This is a genomic window from Mycobacterium sp. TH-M106, assembly GCF_057473765.1.
Map to the genome: position 1 here is coordinate 1 of NZ_JBYCLE010000595.1, position 16,303 is coordinate 16,303.

Genomic DNA, 16,303 nt, shown 5'->3' on the forward strand with positions numbered 1-16,303 from the left:
CCGGGCTGGTGGCCGAGGTGGACCGCGGTACGTGGACGCCCGCGCCGGTGTTCGCGATGATCGGACAGCGTGGCCGGGTGAGCCGGGCCGAGATGGAAAAAACGTTCAATCTGGGCGTCGGCATGATCGCCATCGTCGCACCGGAGGACACCGACCGGGCGTTGGCCATCCTGACCGCCCGACACCTGAACTGCTGGCCGCTCGGAACGGTAACCAAGGCCGAGAAGGCCGAGAAAGCCGCGAAGGCCGGGAAGGCCGGGAAGGCCGGGAAGGACGGCAAGCACGGAGTCCGCGCGAAGCTCGTCGGGCAGCACCCGAGGTTTTGACGGCTGAGAGCTCAGCGACGCCGGTCGTCGTCGCGGGGCCAAAAGTCGTCAGAGAACCGGTCCTGTGGATCCCTGCCGTCGAGTGGGTTAGGATCACTGGCTTCGCTGATTTCAGACCCGGAAAGCTCGCGCTGAAGTCGCTCGAAGTCAGTCCGCGGGGAGCTGTACTTCAGTTCTCGAGCAACCTTGGTCTGCTTCGCCTTAGCCCGGCCGCGGCCCATGGGGGAACCCCCTCGCGCAATAACGGAGCGGCCCAACGTGCAGGCGGCTCCGATCTGTGTGTCGTTATTATCCTGGCGACAGTTTACCGTGCCTTGTCCGGTAGTTGTTGACCTGCCCGGCTCACCCGGCGGGCAGCGTCATCACCCAATCCGGGCGATCTTGTCGATCTTGTGGTCCATCAGTCGAGTCAACGCCGGTGCAGCGAGGGACGCGACCCGGCCGAGCAGCGCTATCCGAGCGTCTGGATAAATTGCGAACCGCCGCCGATTGATGCCGCGAATGACGGCCCTTGCCACTTGCGCCGCGGAGATCGGTGTGACGGTGCCGCTGATGGCCGCCGTCTCCTCGGGCTTGTAACGTGTCTCCTCCGCCAACTGCGGTGTGTCCACGTCCGATGGGAACACACAGCCTACGTAGACCCCGTGCGGCCGCAACTCCCCGCGCAGTGCCTCCATCAACCCCCGGACCGCGAACTTGGCCGGCGCGTAAGCGGTGTAGCCGTAGATCCCCAGCAGCGCGGCAGCCGACGAGACGGCGACGATCGCACCGCTGCGGCGAGCGACCATGCCGGGAACGACAGTTCGGATGGCGTGCAGGGTGCCGAAGTAGTCGACCTCGATCATGGTGCGGAAGACATCGTCATCGAGTTCTGAAAATCTGCCGGGCCGCGCCTGTCCCGCCGAGGTCACCAGGATGTCACAGGGCCCCTGCCGGGATTCCAGCCGCGCGATCGCGGCCGCGAGCGCCGCAGCGTCGGCGACGTCGGCGGACGCAGTCGCCGCACCCGGCAGCATCCGAGCCGCCTCCTCCAGACCGCCCTGGCGGCGTGCGATGAGCGAAACCCGAGCGCCTTCTGCTGTCAGCGCCGACGCGCAGGCCAGCCCGATGCCGCTCGAGCCGCCGGTGACGATCGCGTGCCGACCCGCTAACCAGCATCGCTCGTTCGGCTGCACCGCGTTCTGGTTGGGAGGCTTCATGTCCGACGGGCTACGCCGCGTAACCGGTTCACGGCGGCCCGGCCCGGAGGGACCGCGTCGGGCGGCGGCATCGAATCGGGGTCAATCACCGCGGCGACAGCACCCTCGGCCCCCGTGACCAAGGAGGTGTCGGCCGGTAGCCCACGTTTGAGCAACGCCAGTGCGATCGGGCCCAACTCCATGTGATCGACGACGGTTCCGAGCCGGCCCACCGGGCGGCGATCGGACACGATCGGGTCACCGGGCGACGGGCGGTCCACCGAACCGTCCAGATGCAGCAGCACCAGCATCCGTGGCGGCTTACCCAGGTTCGCCACCCGGGCGACGGTCTCCTGCCCGCTGTAGCAGCCCTTGTTCAGGTGTACCGCTCCGATCCCGGGGCCGCCGATCCAGTTCATCTCGTGCGGGATGCTGCGATCATCGGTATCCACGCCCAACCTCGGACGTCGGGCCACGACCCGGTTGGCCTCATAGGCCCACACCCCGGCCGGCCGCACCCGGGCCTGCGCCAGCCGTCGCCGCCAGTCGGCTGCCGCGGCGCGTGGCACCAGCAGGTCCAGCTCGATCTGGCCGTCGCGTTCTCCGGGTGTCCGGCGTACAAACCCGGCATCGGATGCCGGGATCGGCAGTGCCGTTGCCGGTCCGGGCAGAGCTTCTAACCCCAGCACGTCGAGCACCGGCGGATCGCCCAGCCGCGGCCCGAGCAGCGACAGCACCGCCAAGTCGGCGACGTCTATCTTCACGTCCGCCCAAAACACCATCTTGTGGAGATGGTCCAAAAGCGGCCCGCCTCGCGCGGGTTCCGTGTCGACGTATGTGGTACCGGCCAACTCGGTTTGCAGCCAGTGGTTTTGGATATGACCCTTAGCGTCCAGGGTCAGGTTCTCTGTGCTGGCACCTTCGGCGAGTTCGCTGACGTGCTGAGTGCAGATGCTGTGCAGCCACGTCTTCCGGTCGGGCCCGGTCAAGACGAGCACCGCCCGGTGTGAGCGATCCACCAGCACCGCGTCGGTTTCCGCGGCGCGTTGCTCGCCGAACGGATCGCCGTAATGCCAGCTGGCGCCCGCGTCGGGGCCGGGATCTGGAGCGGGGACAGCAGGCACAGGTCAACTCTACGGAGCCATTACGCTCAGGGGCCATGATCGCTGAGAACGGCGTGACCATCGTCACGCTCGACGGCGAGCTGGTTGCGCCCACAACCCCGCTGCTGCACGCCGACGATCTCGCTGTGCTTCGCGGTGACGGAGTCTTCGAGACCCTTTTGGTCCGCGACGGCGCGGCATGCCTGCTCGATGCGCATCTACTGCGGCTGTCCCACTCCGCCGAGCTGATGGACCTGCCCGCACCTGATCTGTCTGCGTGGCGTTGTGCGGTCGATCTGGCGGTGCAGCGGTGGACGTCTGGCGCCACGGTCGAGGGGGCGCTGCGGTTGGTCTACAGCCGCGGAAGGGAAAGCGGCTCGGGGCCGACCGGATACGCGATGATCACGCCGGTCCCGGATCGCGTCGCCGCGGCGCGCAGCGACGGGGTAGCGGTGGTGACCCTGAACCGCGGCCTGCCGGCCACTGGAGCCGATACCATGCCCTGGCTGCTGACCGGGGCGAAGACCCTGTCATATGCGGTCAACATGGCCGCCCTGCGGCACGCCGCCCGGCAGGGCGCCGACGACGTTATCTTCGTCAGCTCCGACGGCTACATCCTGGAGGGCCCGCGCTCGACGGTGGTGATCGCGCTCGACCCTGGCGATCCCGGTATCCCGGGAAACCGGTGCCTGCTCACCCCGCCGCCGACGCACCGAATCCTGCACGGGACCACCCAGCAGGCGCTCTTCGAGGTGGCCCGGGCCAAAGGCTACTACTGCGATTACCGCCCGCTGCGGCAGGCAGATCTCCTTGCTGCCCAGGATATTTGGTTGATGTCGAGTATCACGTTGGCAGCTCGGGTGCACACTCTCGACGGCCGGGTGCTTCCGCCGGGTGGGCTGCACGCAGAGGTTGCCGGGCTGGTTGGTGCGGCCATTGGCAGACACGGAAAGCGGGCCTAGCGGTGACCTAGCGGCCGCCTAGCCGGCGAAGCGAGACAGCCGTGCTGACAGATGCGGCACCAGCCCGCCGTCGGCGTCCACCCGTTCCTCGACATAGGCCAAATCGCCGTCCTCGACGATGCCGTAGAGCCGCTTGGCGGCGCCGACTAGCGCCCCGGATCTGCTGCGCGCCAGCGCATCGGTGGTCAGTTCCCACGACGTCGCGGTGCGCGGGCGCCCGTAGAACAACTCCACGTAGCCGGCTGAATGAGCCAGCAGCAACTCGATGGCCTGCGACTCCGCCGGATCAGCGGGGTCGGCAGGATCACAGACGAACCGCCAGAAGCCGGTTTCGCGCAGCGTCGGCTCCTGGTACTCACCGGCATCGGTCAACCGCCAGGATCGCGCCTCCCAGTTCAGGTAGTCACCGCCGTCGTGCGATACCACGATCTGCTGGCCGAACCGGTAGTCACCGTCCGCGCCGCGACCATTGCCGGTACCACGCCACACCCCGACCAACGGCAGCAACGCCAGCAATGCATCGTGGAGGTTCGCTCCCTCGCGCAGGTTCGCGGTGTCGGGGGGGATAGGGAGGTCATCGAAGGCCGGGATGTTGCGCGACCCGGTGACCTTGGCCCGCTCCGCGGCCGCGGCCACCGCATGATCACCGGTGCCGGCCGGACCTGGGGTTGCGCCGGTCACCACTCGTCGGTGATTAGCCGATACAGCGTGTACAGCGCGAACCAGGTGATGGCCACGACCGCCGCCACGAGCATGATCTCGAAGAACAGCACCACGGCGATGAGTCTAGTGCAGTCCGTTGAGGCGATTGTGACGTCGACCTGGTGGATTCCCGCGCCGCGAGAGGGAAATTCTGTGGCGCTGCTCATTGCAGTCATGACTGCCTGAACTCGTCGAGGGTGATCGTCACTGCCTCGGTGATCCCTTCGATGATGACATCCGAACCGCGGGCACCTTGGCTGGTCGGGATCACCCCGAACGGTAGCTTTTGCCGCGGCAGGCTGCCGGCGAACGCCGCCAGCACCGCGCCCCGCCGGTCGTCGGGAACCTGCTGGTCGGCGGTGCCCGGCCCGGTAAGAACGCCGGTAGGGGTGAACACCAGCGTGGTGTGGTCGGCTCCGGCGATGGACAGGTCTACCGAGACGCTAACCCGTTTGTGGAATCTCGCCGATCTGGGTGTGCCGGTGAACACCAAGCCGCGACTGCCCGAGATGCCGGATTCGGTGGTGCCGCCGGTGGCGTCGTTGGTTTCGGCGGGCGGTGCCTCCACCATCAGATCAGGGATGCCCAGATAGCGGCCTAAGTGTACGCAATCGATGATGATACGGCTCTCCAGCTTGCCGACCGGAATCTTCGCATCCGGCCTGACCAGCCAGGACGCATCGGTCAGGCCGATGGAGTGCATCGTGGTTTCCAGTGTGGCCTTGCCAACCAGAGACTGGTCGACCGCGCCGGCCTTGATCTCCAGCTCGTCGTAGTGGTCCCGCACCGCCTGCGGGATGAACGGGAATCCCAGGATGGCGACAAATGGGTCCGACCCCAGGTCGGCAGCGTGGCGTACCGTGCGAGACAGTCGGTACTCTGCGTAGACACAGGCCCCGAAATCGATTCCGACGGCAGCGATGAGGAGGACCGCCAGCACGGCGGCTGTGCCGATCAGTGTTCTGCGCACCCGCACATTCTGGACTACTGCACCTGCAGGTCGTCTGGCTGCATGCCGAAAGGGCAGGTCGCACGCTATTCTTTGGTTGTCCGTCAGATTCAGGTGGGCATCGGCAGATACTCGTAAGCCTGGGATCAGGCCCAAGCAAGACCAGACCAGACCAGCCAGACCAGGCCAGACCAGGAGAGTCTTTACCCACGACATCGGAGGGCCGTGTTGGAGCTGCTGCTGTTGACCGCCGACTCGCACCCCGAGTCGGTGCTGCCGTCGCTGTCGTTGCTGGCCCACACCGTGCGGCCCGCGCCGATGGAGGTCTCCTCGCTGTTGGAGGCTGGGTCCGCCGAGGTTGCGATCGTCGATGCGCGCACGGATCTGGTCGCCGCGCGTGGACTGTGCCGTTTGTTGAGCGCCACCGCCAGTTCGGCGCCGGTGATGGCGGTGGTGACCGAGGGCGGTTTGGTCGCGGTCAACGCGGAGTGGGGGCTTGACGACATCGTGCTGCCCGGTACCGGGCCCGCCGAAGTCGACGCGCGGCTGCGGTTGCTGACCGGACGTCGGGGCGGACCGACCGCCGAGGATGCGGGCCAGATCACCATCGGCGAGCTGTTAATCGATGAGGGTACCTACACCGCCCGGCTGCGTGGCCGCCCACTGGGTTTGACCTACAAGGAGTTCGAACTGCTGAAATACCTCGCACAGCACGTCGACCGGGTGTTCACCCGGGCGCAGCTGCTGCAGGAGGTCTGGGGATACGACTATTTCGGTGGCACCCGCACGGTCGACGTGCACATACGACGGCTGCGCGCCAAGCTCGGGCCGGAGTACGAATCCATGATCGGCACGGTCCGAAACGTCGGGTACAAGGCGGTACGGCCGGGGCGGCATCGACCCGCTCCGCCCGACGCGGACCTGGACGATTTTGACAACGGAGCCGATGATGTGCCGGCGGATTCTGAAAGCTCAGCTGACCCGCTGGCCGATCCGCTGGCCAGTCAGTGACTTTGCCCAACTGGCGCACCGAGCTCTGCGATGGTGAACAGCAGCGGGTGCGTGAATTGGTCGCGGCCGCACGTGAATTCGACGGCATTGCCCCGGTCGGCGAGCAGGTGCTGTCCCAGCTCACCGGTCGGCGCGCCATGCACCTGCTCGTCACCGACGCCACTGTGCTCACCGGGCTTGCCGGCTACCTCAGCCTGACCCCACCGGACGACAGCGCACCGCCGGTGGCCGAGCTGGTGGTACACCCACGGGCGCGCCGTCGTGGCATCGGTGCCGCGATGGCGCGTGCTGCGCTGGCGGAGACCAGCGATCACAGCCGGTTCTGGGCGCACGGCACGCAGGAAGCGGCCCGTGCGACCGCCGCGGCTCTGGGTCTGGTCTCGGTTCGCGAATTGCTGCAGATGCGACGTTCGCTGCGCAACGTGCCCGAACCGTCGATCCCCGACGGGGTGCGGATCCGCACCTATGCCGGCACCGGCGACGACGCCGAGTTGTTGCGGGTCAACAATGCCGCCTTCGCCTGGCATCCCGAGCAGGGCGGTTGGACGGCTGCCGATCTGGCTGAGCGTCGACGTGAGCCGTGGTTCGATCCGCAGGGCTTGTTCCTGGCGTACCGGGTCTGCCCTGCCTCCCCGGCCTCTCCTGCCTCCCCTGCCTCCCCGGTCTCCCCGGCAGGTGTCGAGACGCTGTTGGGTTTTCACTGGACCAAGGTCCATCTGGACCAGCCGGGGCTGGGCGAGGTCTACATCGTCTGCGTCGACCCGGCTGCGCAGGGCCGTGGCCTGGGCCGTGCGTTGACGTCGGTCGGAGTCGCCGCGCTGGCGCGGCGCCTAGCCGGTTCTGAAGCTGCCCCCGTGCCTGCCGGCGTGCAGCCCACCGTGCTGCTCTACGTCGAGGCGGATAATGCCGCCGCGGTGCGTACCTATCAGCGGTTGGGCTTTACCGTGCACAGCGTCGACACCGCGTACGGTGTCGACCCAGCTCGACACACTAGTTGATGCGGGGTCGGCGCCGCGTCGCGCTACCATCGCTGGGTCTGACGTGTTCACCGTGCGTTCATGCGCCCCGTGGCGCTCTACCACCGCCGGGTGATAGCAAAGTCGGAAAGCGAGAACAGGTGAAGCTCAACACCGTCGGTAGGGCTGCCAGCTGTTGCGGCGTGGGTGGTCGTTAGTTGTCGGTGGTGTGCTGTAGGAACAGAAGCATGAATCTGGCGGCGTGGGGTGAGCGTAATGGTGTGGCGCGGGTGATGGCGTATCGGTGGTTTCGTGGCGGGCTGTTGCCGGTGCCGGCCCGCAAGGTTGGGCGACTGATTCTTGTCGACGAGCCCGTCGGGGCGCGGGCCCGGCGAGGGCGGACGGCGGTGTGTGCGCGGGTGTCGTCGGCTGATCAGAAATCGGATCTGGATCGGCAGGTAGCGCGTGTGACCTGGTGGGCGACGGCTGCGCAGATCCCTGTCGGCAAGGTCGTTGCCGAAGTCGGGTCAGCGTTGAACGGGCACCGCCGCAAGTTCCTTGCGCTGCTGCATGACCCGGCGGTGACGCGGATCGTGGTGGAGCACCGGGACCGGTTTTGCCGGTTCGGCTCTGAGTACGTCGAGGCCGTGCTGGCCGCTCAGGGCCGTGAGCTGGTCGTGGTGGATTCAGCCGAGGTCGATGACGACCTGGTGCGCGATATGACCGAGATTTTGACCTCGATGTGTGCGCGGTTGTATGGCAAACGCGCTGCGGCCAACCGTGCTCAGCGTGCCATCGCTGCGGCGGCCGGCATCGGGCAACACGAGGCTGCGTGATGGCGCGTTTCGAGGTTCCCGACGGGTGGTGTGTGCAGGTGTTCCGGTTCACGCTGGACCCGACCGAGGAGCAGGCCCGCGCATTGGCGCGGCATTTCGGGGCGCGGCGCAAGGCTTACAACTGGACTGTGGCCACCCTGAAAGCCGACATCGCGGCGTGGCATGCCGCCGGGGCGGAGACGGCCAAGCCGTCGCTGCCGGTGCTGCGCAAACGCTGGAACAGCGTCAAAGACCAGGTGTGTGTCAACGCCGAGACCGGGCAGGTGTGGTGGAGTGAGTGCTCGAAGGAGGCCTACGCCGATGGCATCGCCGGCGCGGTGGACGCCTACTGGAACTGGCAGCAGAGCCGCGCCGGCACACGTGTCGGTAGGCGAGTGGGTTTCCCGCGGTTGAAGAAGAAGGGCCGCGACGCTGACCGGGTGTGCTTCACCACCGGTGCGATGCGGGTGGAACCCGACCGCCGGCACCTCACGTTGCCGGTGATCGGCCGTGTTCGCATGTATGAGAACACCCGTATCGAGCGGTTGATCTCCAAAGGCCGGGCGCGGGTGCTGGGCATCAGTGTGCGTCGCAACGGTACTCGGCTGGACGCGAGTGTGCGGGTGCTGGTGCGTCGCCCCCAACAACCTCGCGTGGCACTTCCTGGGTCGCGGGTCGGTGTCGACGTGGGGGTGCGTCGGCTGGCCACCGTCGCCGACGCCGCCGGGAATATCATTGAGCGAGTGCCGAATCCGCGCCCGCTTGATTCTGCGTTGCGGGAGCTTCGGCACGTTTCCCGTGCCCGGTCGCGCTGCGTGAAAGGCTCACGGCGCTACCGTGAGCGCACCACCGAGATGTCTCGGCAGCATCGCCGGGTCAACGATGTCCGCACCCACCACCTGCACGTCCTGACCACACGATTGGCCAAAACCCACGGCCGCATCGTTGTCGAGGGATTGGACGCGGCAGGGATGCTGCGACAAAAAGGGTTGCCGGGGGCTCGCGCCTGCCGGCGCGGGCTGTCCGATGCCGCGTTGGGCGCATCGCGTCGGCACCTGTCCTACAAGACAGGCTGGTACGGGTCGCAACTGGTGGTCGCCGACCGGTGGTTCCCATCGTCGAAAATGTGCCACCTTTGCGGGCATGTGCAAGACATCGGATGGGACGAAAAGTGGGCCTGTGACCCCACTGACGGTGGTTGCGGGGCAGTCCACCAACGCGACGACTGCGCCGCGATCAACCTCGCACGCTACGAGGACACCAATAGCGTCGTCGGCCCAGTTGGGGCCGCCGTCAAGCGTGGAGCCGACCGTAAGACCCGGCCGAGCCGGGCAGGTGGCCGTGAAGCGCGGAAGGGAGGCAGCCGCACGGCTGCCGAACAACCCCGAGACGGGGTGCAAGTCGCATGATCACTAAAGATCACTCACTTGCAACGGCGTTGTTTGCCTTGTTCGTTGTGGCCGTCGTTGCGCCGACCGCGTGCGGCAGTGACGACAACACCGGCGGGGTCCCGGCAGCCGCGCCGGGGTCGGTCGATTGCTCAGGCAAGGACGACCTGACAGCCGAGGGCTCGACGTCGCAGCAGAACGCGATCGCGTTGTTCAACCATACCTGGGGAAAGCTGTGCCCGGGCAAGAACCTGTCGTACAACCCCACCGGATCGGGTGCCGGACGCGAGCAGTTCATCGCCGGGCACGTCGACTTCGCCGGATCGGACTCGCCGTTGAGTGCCGAGCAGGTCGCGGCGTCGGCCAAGCGATGCGACGGTAACCCGGCGTGGCATCTGCCCCTGGTCTTCGGGCCGGTCGTGTTGACCTACCACCTCGACGGCGTAGACACCCTGGTGCTCAACGGTGACGTGCTGGCCAGGATCTTCAGCGGTGCCATCACCACCTGGAACGATCCGGCGATCACCACGCTCAATCCCCATGCGGCACTGCCCGACGCGAAGATCACGCCGATCTACCGGTCGGATTCCTCAGGCACTACGGACAACTTTCAGCAATACCTGATCGCCACCGCTCCACAGAGCTGGACCAGGGGCGCGGGCAGTGAGTTCCAGGGAGGTGTCGGCGAGGGTGCGCAGAAGTCAGCCGGGGTGGTCCAGGCGGTGCGGACCACACCGGGGGCAATCGGATACGTCGAGAAGGGCTTCGTCGATCAAGCGGCTATGCGGTTCGCGCAGATCGACTCGGGCAGCGGCGCGGTCCCGGTGACCGACGGCGCGGCCCGTACCGCGATCGAACACACCAGGTTTGCCGCCGGGGACGGCAACGATCTTCGGCTGGATCTGAACTCGCTCTACGCCACCGAGGCGGCCGGAGCATACCCGCTGGTGTTGGTGACCTACGAGATCGTCTGCTCGAAGGGTTACGACTCAGGTACCTCGGCAGCCGTCAGGTCGTTTCTGACTGTGGCCGTCGACTATGGCCAAGACAACCTGTCGGCGGCCGGATACGTTGCGTTGCCGGACAGGTTCAAGCAGCGCCTGATTGGCGCGATCGATGCGATCGGGTAGGCCTCGGTGACGGCTGCAGACCGACCGCGGAAGGCCGGAAACCAGATCGGGGATCGGATATTCCGGGTGCTGGCGCAAAGTTCCGGGTTACTGATCGTCGTCTTGAATGCGGCAATCGGTGCGTTCCTGCTGTTGCGTGCGATACCGGCGCTACGGCGCAACCGAGAGAACTTCTTCTCCTTCGGCGGCAACTGGGTCACCACCGACACCTCGGCGATGCACTTCGGTATCTCGGAGATGCTGCGGGTGACGGTGTTCGTGTCCCTGTTCGCGCTCATCCTAGCCATGCCGGTGTCACTGGGCGTTGCGGTCTATCTGACCGCATACGCGCCGCGGGGAGTCGTCCGGCCGCTGGCTTTGATGGTCGATCTGCTCGCCGGAGTGCCGTCGATCATCTATGGCGCCTGGGGGCTGTATGTGCTGGCACCGCAGCTGCAGCCGATTGCGACCTGGCTGAACGGACATCTGGGGTGGTTTTTCCTGTTTGCCACCGGCAACGTGTCGGTGGGTGGTGGCGGTACCGTCTTCACCGGTGGGATCGTGCTGGCGGTGATGATCCTGCCGATCATCACCGCGGTCACCCGCGAAGTGCTGGCGCAAACCCCGCACGGCGAGGTCGAAGCGGCGCTGGCGCTGGGTGCCACTCGGTGGGAGGTGGTCACAATGGCGGTGCTGCCGTTCGGGCGATCTGGATATGTCAGCGCCGCGATACTGGGTCTGGGGCGCGCGCTCGGCGAGACGGTGGCGCTGCTGATCATCCTGCGCGCTACCCAAAAGGCATTCGGCTGGTCGTTGTTCGACGGCGGATCGACTTTCGCCACCAAGATCGCGGCCACCGCGTCGGAGTTCAATGACCAGTACAAGGCCGGAGCCTATATCGCCGCCGGGCTGGTGCTGTTCGTGCTGACCCTGGTGGTCAACGCGCTGGCCCGAACCGCCATCCGCGGGAAGGTGGGCAGCGCCGGACGGGGCAACCGATGACGTCACTGCTAGACCGCCCGCTCAAGGCGCGGACGTTGTCAGGTGTCAACCTGCGCCGCCGCGCCGCGGACAACACCGCGACCGTGCTGGCGACGCTGTCGATGGCGATTGCGTTGGTGCCGTTGGCTTGGGTGCTGTACACGGTGACGGTGCACGGGTTCGGCGTGGTTCGCTCCAGCACGTGGTGGACGCATTCGCAAGCCGGGATGACCGCGTTCGTGGCCGGCGGCGGCGCCTACCACGCGATCGTCGGCACGGTGCTGCAGGCCGTGGTGTGCGCCGCGATCTCGATCCCGATCGGTGTTTTCGTGGCGATCTACCTGATCGAGTACGGTGCCGGGACTCGGCTTCCCAAATTCGCCAGCTTCATGGTGGACATCCTCACCGGGGTCCCGTCGATCGTGGCGGCGTTGTTCATCTACGCAATGTGGGTGGGGACACTGGGTTTCCACCGCTCGGGTTTCGCGGTGTCGCTGTCGCTGGTGCTGCTGATGATCCCAGTGATTGAGCGGGCGACCGAGGAGATGTTCCGGATCGTTCCGATGGACCTGCGTGAAGCGAGCTACGCACTCGGCGTGCCGAAATGGAAAACCATCACCAGGATCGTGATTCCGACGGCGTTGCCCGGGATCATCACCGGAATCATGTTGGCGCTGGCGCGGGTGATGGGCGAGACGGCTCCGCTGCTGGTCCTGGTCGGCTACTCGCAGGCCATGAACTTCGACATGTTTCACGGCTTCATGGGGTCGTTGCCCGGGATGATGTACGACCAGACATCGGCGGGTGCGGGCACCAGTGCGGTGCCCACTGAGCGCCTCTGGGGCGCTGCATTGACGCTGATTCTGCTGATCGCGCTGCTCAACGTCGGGGCTCGGCTGGGCGCGCGGATCGTCGCGGCCGGGAAGTCCTAGAGGAGGTTCGCCGATGGCCAAGCGGCTCGACCTTGCCGACGTCAACATCTACTACGGGTCGTTCCACGTGGTCGCCAACGTGTCGCTGGCGGTTGCGCCGCGCAGCGTCACCGCGTTCATCGGGCCGTCGGGCTGCGGCAAGTCGACGGTGCTGCGCACGCTGAACCGGATGCACGAAGTCATTCCGGGTGCCCGGGTTGAGGGCTCGGTACTGCTCGACGGTGAGAACATCTACAGTCCCAGCATCGACCCGGTAGGGGTGCGTAAGGCGGTCGGCATGGTATTCGAACGCCCGAATCCGTTCCCCACCATGTCGATTCGCGACAACGTGGTGGCCGGGTTGAAATTGCAGGGAGTCCGCAACCGCCGGGTGCTCGACGAGGTCGCCGAATACTCGCTGCGCGGCGCCAACCTGTGGAATGAGGTCAAGGACCGGCTCGGCGAGCCGGGCGGCGGCCTCTCCGGCGGGCAGCAACAAAGGTTGTGCATCGCACGGGCGATCGCGGTGCAACCCGACGTGGTGCTGATGGACGAGCCGTGCTCGGCGCTGGACCCCATCTCGACGATGGCGATCGAAGAACTGATCGCACAACTCAAGCAGGACTACACCATCGTCATCGTCACGCACAACATGCAGCAGGCCGCCCGGGTGAGCGACCAGACGGCGTTTTTCAACATGGAGGGCATCGGAAAGCCGGGCCGGCTGGTGGAGATCGATGACACCAAGAAAATCTTCTCCAACCCGAGCCGCAAGGCCACCGAGGACTATATCTCCGGCCGGTTTGGCTGACCGCGCCAGCTACTTCGGCGAGGGAAGGGTGCCCTCGTCGGGGAACGTGCCGGTGGTCAGGAAGATAACCCGGCGGGCAACCTCTACGGCGTGGTCGGCGAAACGCTCGTAGAACCTGCCCAGCAGCGTCACATCGACCGCTGCGGCTACTCCGTGCCGCCATTCCCGATCCATCAGCACCGAGAACAGGTGCCGGTGTAGGTCGTCCATGGCGTCGTCTTCCTCACGGATCCTTGCGGCCTTGTCTGGATCACTCGACAGCAGCACCTCCTGGGCACTGTTACCTAATTCCACTGCAACCCTGCCCATCTCGGCAAAATATCCGTTGACCTCTTCGGGCAGGGCATGCTGTGGATGGCGCCGACGGGCGATCTTGGCGACGTGCAGGGCCAGTGCACCCATCCGGTCGATGTCGGCGACCATCTGGATGGCGCTGATGATGGCCCGCAGGTCCCCGGCGACCGGCGCCTGCAACGCCAGCAGCGCGAAGGCGCTCTCTTCGGCGCGAGCGCTCATCGTGGCGATCTGCTGGTGGTCGCTGATCACCTGCTCGGCCAGCACCAGATCGGCCTGCAACAGGGCCTGGGTGGCGCGCTCCATCGCGACGCCGGCTAGGCCGCACATCTCGCCGAGCCCCTCAGTCAAGCCGGCAAGTTGTTCCTGGTAGGCGCTGCGCATGCCTTCCAGACTAACCTCGGCGCCGGTACCGGGCTGGCAAGCGAGGGGCTGGTGATTCGCGCCGAAGGACCGGGTGGCAATCCCGATTCGCCGCTACTCGCAGCTGGTGTCGCCCGCGTTGGTCACGGTCAGGTCGTCGGGCAGCTTGGCCGGTGTACTGCTGGCGCCGTGGGTCAGATGCACACTGACCGACGAGCCGCTCGGTGCGGGCGTGCCGACCGAATGGAAATCCGGGCCGAGAACCACCCGTACCACCTCGCCCATTCCGGCCACACGCTGGATCGGCGGGCTAGCGAGTGCCGACGCGACGGTGGCGGCTGCCTGCTCGTTGCCCGGAGAGAACAACACCGTGGTCGACTCCAGCGAATCCGGGTAGTCGTCGGGTGTCATGACGTTGAAGCCCGTTCGTTCCAACTCGTCGGAGACGCTGGCCGCCAGTCCCGACTGGGCGGTGGCGTTCGAAACCCGCACGGTGACGTCGTCCGGTGTGGTCGTCACGGCCCGCACCTGTTCGTTGCGGCTCTCAGTGGACGGGCGGGGCGGGTTGGTGGGGTTGGCTGCGCTGGTCGGGGTCGGGTTGGCGACGCGGCCGTCCTCACCGGGCAGCGGATCGTCGTCGATGATGGCGTCGAACAGCGCCCGCATGTCGGCCATGCGGGGCGGCTCGTCGCCGTTCTCGTCGGTTTCACCGGTCGGCACGGTCACGAACGTGATATGGCCGGCGGAGACACCCCGCAACGACTGACCGAGCATGACCAGATCCTTGGTCCTGATGTTGTCGACGTGGCTGTCGCTGATGAACATGTTGACGACATTGTTGAGCTTCAGCGGCGAAAGGAACGTGTCCGTGGAGATCAGCGAGCGCAGCAGTGACGACAAGAACAGTTGCTGACGTTTGATCCGGCCGTAGTCGCCATTGAACTCGGTGCTGACGCTGCGGGCGCGCACGTAGTTCAACGCGGTCGCCCCGTTGATCACCTGGTGTCCCGGACGGTCGAGCACGGTGCCCAACTCGTAGTCGTACAGCGGAGTCGGGGTGCACACTTCCACGCCGCCGAGCGCGTCGACCATGTTGGCGAAGCCGACGAAGTCGACGGCCATGAACCGGTTGATGGACAGTCCGGACAGTTTTTGGATCTCTTTCACCAGGCACTTGGGTCCGCCGTACGAGTACGTCGAGTTCAGTTTCGTCTCGGTGTATCTCATGTTCGGCCCGTATGTCCCGGTGTCCTCGTCGTAGAGCGGTCCGTACTCACCGGTGTCGGGGTTCCAGGATTGGCAATACAGCGGCGTGACCGCCAGATCGCGCGGAAACGACACCACCACCACGCGTTTGCGGCTGGCCGGGATGTTGACCAGCATGATCGTGTCCGACCGTGCACCGCCGGCATCCTCGGTATCGCCGGCGCCGACGCTGCTGTTCGCGCCGGCGCGGGTGTCAGTGCCGACGATCAGGAAGTTCTCGTCGCCGTATTGGGCCCCTGGGTCGACGATGTCGTGCGAATGCGGGTCCAGCGCGCTGACCTGGCTGAGGTGGTTGTTCTTCGAGGCGCTCCACTGCCAGGCCCCGCCGGTCAGCGCCAGGGCCAGGACCGCCAGCAGCGCCGCCACCGTGCGTCCGGCCAGCAGCATCGAGCGTCGCGCGGGGGCAGGCTTCGTCGTCCTGGGGGCCGTCGTGGGGGTCGTCCTGGGCGCTGTCGTGGGGGCAACTGCGGCCGACCCGTCGACGTGCATCGGCCGCGCCTGCACACGCGTCGACAGCCGGGCGGTCTGCTCGACGCCGGTGTGCAGGCGGTGAATCCGATCGAGGTCGGGCAGCTCGGAGGTGTACGCCACGCGGGCGATGTCGTCGTATGGCCGCGGCTCCGGCTCGGCCGCGGGGTTTTCGGATTCTGGAGCGGCGCGATGATGGCCGGCGCCGTTGGGAACGTCGCCGCCGCGGACTCTGGCGACCAGCTCGGCGACGCTAAGTCCGCCCTCGGCGTGGTTGCCGGTTCCTGAGTGGCGGGAACGGGTGTGTGGGCGTTCCCACGGCGCGACCGCGACCCCGTGCGACGACCGGCTCATCGGCCACCGATCCCCGTGGGAACCAGGTGTGGACCAGCGGCCAGGAGTGGCGTTGTCGCCGTCACTCATGACTCATCTCCCAGTGCCTCCGAGTCTCGACGCCCGACGTGCGGATGTGCACGCCCGCGCAGCGGCGGTGGCTGCCGCACCTTTTCCAGGGAGCGCCTTCCGCGGGCGGTCGCGCCGCGCCTACCTGCGTTTTCCAGTCTGCTTGCCTGCCCCGCCTGGCGGCATCGGAGCGGGTTTGCCGCCGCCGCTGGGTCCGACAAGTTCAACAAGACCTTTATCGTACTGAGGCGTCCTGGAATATGCGATGTCGAGATCGTCTCGATTCAGCCACCGGAGTGCATGATGTC

The 16,303-nt window shown here is 66.6% G+C and carries 18 protein-coding genes; 10 read left to right on the forward strand and 8 right to left on the reverse strand.

Features of this window, described 5'->3' with window-relative positions; genetic code table 11:
- Window positions 1-326 (forward strand): AIR synthase-related protein (locus tag AC2VOP_RS20160; RefSeq protein WP_486962612.1); only part of this gene is annotated, 326 nt, incomplete at its 5' end.
- An 11-nt stretch (window positions 327-337) separates the two neighbouring features.
- On the opposite strand, the gene AC2VOP_RS20165 is transcribed toward AC2VOP_RS20160, so the two are convergent.
- The 3 genes from AC2VOP_RS20165 to ygfZ form a co-directional block, all read right to left on the reverse strand.
- A complete protein-coding gene (locus AC2VOP_RS20165) occupies window positions 338-547 on the reverse strand; it encodes a DUF3073 domain-containing protein (RefSeq protein WP_486962613.1) in 210 nt (69 codons plus the stop codon).
- Window positions 548-688: 141 nt separating this feature from the next.
- The gene (locus AC2VOP_RS20170) at window positions 689-1,525 is read right to left on the reverse strand and encodes an SDR family NAD(P)-dependent oxidoreductase (protein ID WP_486962614.1); all 837 of its coding nucleotides are present in this window, start codon (window positions 1,523-1,525) and stop codon (window positions 689-691) included.
- Window positions 1,522-2,628, reverse strand: a complete 1,107-nt coding sequence (gene ygfZ / locus AC2VOP_RS20175; protein ID WP_486962615.1) for a CAF17-like 4Fe-4S cluster assembly/insertion protein YgfZ — start codon at window positions 2,626-2,628, stop codon at window positions 1,522-1,524. The genes AC2VOP_RS20170 and ygfZ overlap by 4 nt, the downstream gene beginning before the upstream one ends.
- A 35-nt stretch (window positions 2,629-2,663) precedes the next feature.
- On the opposite strand from ygfZ, the gene AC2VOP_RS20180 reads away from it, so the two are divergent.
- Window positions 2,664-3,569, forward strand: coding sequence for an aminodeoxychorismate lyase (locus AC2VOP_RS20180; protein ID WP_486962616.1), 906 nt, complete (start codon window positions 2,664-2,666; stop codon window positions 3,567-3,569).
- Window positions 3,570-3,587: 18 nt separating this feature from the next.
- Here AC2VOP_RS20180 and AC2VOP_RS20185 read toward each other — a convergent pair whose 3' ends face one another.
- Genes AC2VOP_RS20185 through lmeA form a run of 3 tightly spaced genes read right to left on the reverse strand, consistent with a single transcriptional unit; the run spans window position 3,588 to window position 5,247 of the window.
- Entirely contained in the window at window positions 3,588-4,253 is a 666-nt protein-coding gene (locus tag AC2VOP_RS20185) for a heme-binding beta-barrel domain-containing protein (protein WP_486962617.1), read from the reverse strand.
- Window positions 4,247-4,438 carry a hypothetical protein gene (locus AC2VOP_RS20190; protein WP_486962629.1) on the reverse strand — a complete coding sequence of 64 codons (192 nt, stop codon included), beginning with the start codon at window positions 4,436-4,438 and terminating at the stop codon, window positions 4,247-4,249. Before AC2VOP_RS20190 ends, AC2VOP_RS20185 begins: the two co-directional genes overlap by 7 nt.
- A 5-nt stretch (window positions 4,439-4,443) precedes the next feature.
- Window positions 4,444-5,247, reverse strand: a complete 804-nt coding sequence (lmeA, locus tag AC2VOP_RS20195; RefSeq protein WP_486962618.1) for a mannan chain length control protein LmeA — start codon at window positions 5,245-5,247, stop codon at window positions 4,444-4,446.
- 201 nt (window positions 5,248-5,448) lie between these two features.
- On the opposite strand from lmeA, the gene AC2VOP_RS20200 reads away from it, so the two are divergent.
- The 8 genes from AC2VOP_RS20200 to pstB all read left to right on the forward strand — a co-directional run bounded on the left by AC2VOP_RS20200 (window position 5,449) and on the right by pstB (window position 13,202).
- Complete coding sequence (locus AC2VOP_RS20200; protein ID WP_486962628.1) at window positions 5,449-6,231, forward strand: winged helix-turn-helix domain-containing protein; 783 nt, start codon at window positions 5,449-5,451, stop codon at window positions 6,229-6,231.
- Complete coding sequence (gene mshD / locus AC2VOP_RS20205; RefSeq protein WP_486962619.1) at window positions 6,228-7,229, forward strand: mycothiol synthase; 1,002 nt, start codon at window positions 6,228-6,230, stop codon at window positions 7,227-7,229. Before AC2VOP_RS20200 ends, mshD begins: the two co-directional genes overlap by 4 nt.
- A 206-nt stretch (window positions 7,230-7,435) precedes the next feature.
- Entirely contained in the window at window positions 7,436-8,023 is a 588-nt protein-coding gene (locus AC2VOP_RS20210; RefSeq protein ID WP_486962620.1) for an IS607 family transposase, read from the forward strand.
- Complete coding sequence (gene tnpB, locus AC2VOP_RS20215; RefSeq protein ID WP_486962621.1) at window positions 8,023-9,411, forward strand: IS607 family element RNA-guided endonuclease TnpB; 1,389 nt, start codon at window positions 8,023-8,025, stop codon at window positions 9,409-9,411. The genes AC2VOP_RS20210 and tnpB overlap by 1 nt, the downstream gene beginning before the upstream one ends.
- The gene (gene pstS, locus AC2VOP_RS20220) at window positions 9,408-10,520 is read left to right on the forward strand and encodes a phosphate ABC transporter substrate-binding protein PstS (RefSeq protein WP_486962622.1); all 1,113 of its coding nucleotides are present in this window, start codon (window positions 9,408-9,410) and stop codon (window positions 10,518-10,520) included. The genes tnpB and pstS overlap by 4 nt, the downstream gene beginning before the upstream one ends.
- A gap of 6 nt (window positions 10,521-10,526) precedes the next feature.
- Window positions 10,527-11,501, forward strand: a complete 975-nt coding sequence (pstC, locus tag AC2VOP_RS20225) for a phosphate ABC transporter permease subunit PstC (protein WP_486962623.1) — start codon at window positions 10,527-10,529, stop codon at window positions 11,499-11,501.
- Window positions 11,498-12,412, forward strand: coding sequence for a phosphate ABC transporter permease PstA (gene pstA / locus AC2VOP_RS20230; protein WP_486962624.1), 915 nt, complete (start codon window positions 11,498-11,500; stop codon window positions 12,410-12,412). Before pstC ends, pstA begins: the two co-directional genes overlap by 4 nt.
- A 13-nt stretch (window positions 12,413-12,425) precedes the next feature.
- Window positions 12,426-13,202, forward strand: a complete 777-nt coding sequence (gene pstB / locus AC2VOP_RS20235) for a phosphate ABC transporter ATP-binding protein PstB (protein WP_486962625.1) — start codon at window positions 12,426-12,428, stop codon at window positions 13,200-13,202.
- A 9-nt stretch (window positions 13,203-13,211) separates the two neighbouring features.
- Here the strand turns inward: pstB and phoU are convergent, their stop codons facing one another.
- Window positions 13,212-13,880: a phosphate signaling complex protein PhoU gene (phoU, locus tag AC2VOP_RS20240; protein WP_486962626.1), complete on the reverse strand. Its 669-nt coding sequence runs from the start codon at window positions 13,878-13,880 to the stop codon at window positions 13,212-13,214.
- A gap of 93 nt (window positions 13,881-13,973) precedes the next feature.
- Window positions 13,974-16,016, reverse strand: a complete 2,043-nt coding sequence (locus tag AC2VOP_RS20245; protein ID WP_486962627.1) for an LCP family protein — start codon at window positions 16,014-16,016, stop codon at window positions 13,974-13,976.
- Window positions 16,017-16,303: the final 287 nt, after the last annotated feature.

Bases quoted from the DNA above. Each gene is read 5' to 3' on its own strand.
- AC2VOP_RS20190 (WP_486962629.1), bottom strand. From the start codon at position 4,438: ATGAGCAGCGCCACAGAATTTCCCTCTCGCGGCGCGGGAATCCACCAG.
- AC2VOP_RS20180 (WP_486962616.1), top strand. From the start codon at position 2,664: ATGATCGCTGAGAACGGCGTGACCATCGTCACGCTCGACGGCGAGCTG.
- phoU (WP_486962626.1), bottom strand. From the start codon at position 13,880: ATGCGCAGCGCCTACCAGGAACAACTTGCCGGCTTGACTGAGGGGCTC.
- pstS (WP_486962622.1), top strand. From the start codon at position 9,408: ATGATCACTAAAGATCACTCACTTGCAACGGCGTTGTTTGCCTTGTTC.
- pstB (WP_486962625.1), top strand. From the start codon at position 12,426: ATGGCCAAGCGGCTCGACCTTGCCGACGTCAACATCTACTACGGGTCG.
- AC2VOP_RS20210 (WP_486962620.1), top strand. From the start codon at position 7,436: ATGAATCTGGCGGCGTGGGGTGAGCGTAATGGTGTGGCGCGGGTGATG.
- AC2VOP_RS20245 (WP_486962627.1), bottom strand. From the start codon at position 16,016: ATGAGTGACGGCGACAACGCCACTCCTGGCCGCTGGTCCACACCTGGT.
- tnpB (WP_486962621.1), top strand. From the start codon at position 8,023: ATGGCGCGTTTCGAGGTTCCCGACGGGTGGTGTGTGCAGGTGTTCCGG.
- AC2VOP_RS20165 (WP_486962613.1), bottom strand. From the start codon at position 547: ATGGGCCGCGGCCGGGCTAAGGCGAAGCAGACCAAGGTTGCTCGAGAA.
- pstA (WP_486962624.1), top strand. From the start codon at position 11,498: ATGACGTCACTGCTAGACCGCCCGCTCAAGGCGCGGACGTTGTCAGGT.
- AC2VOP_RS20170 (WP_486962614.1), bottom strand. From the start codon at position 1,525: ATGAAGCCTCCCAACCAGAACGCGGTGCAGCCGAACGAGCGATGCTGG.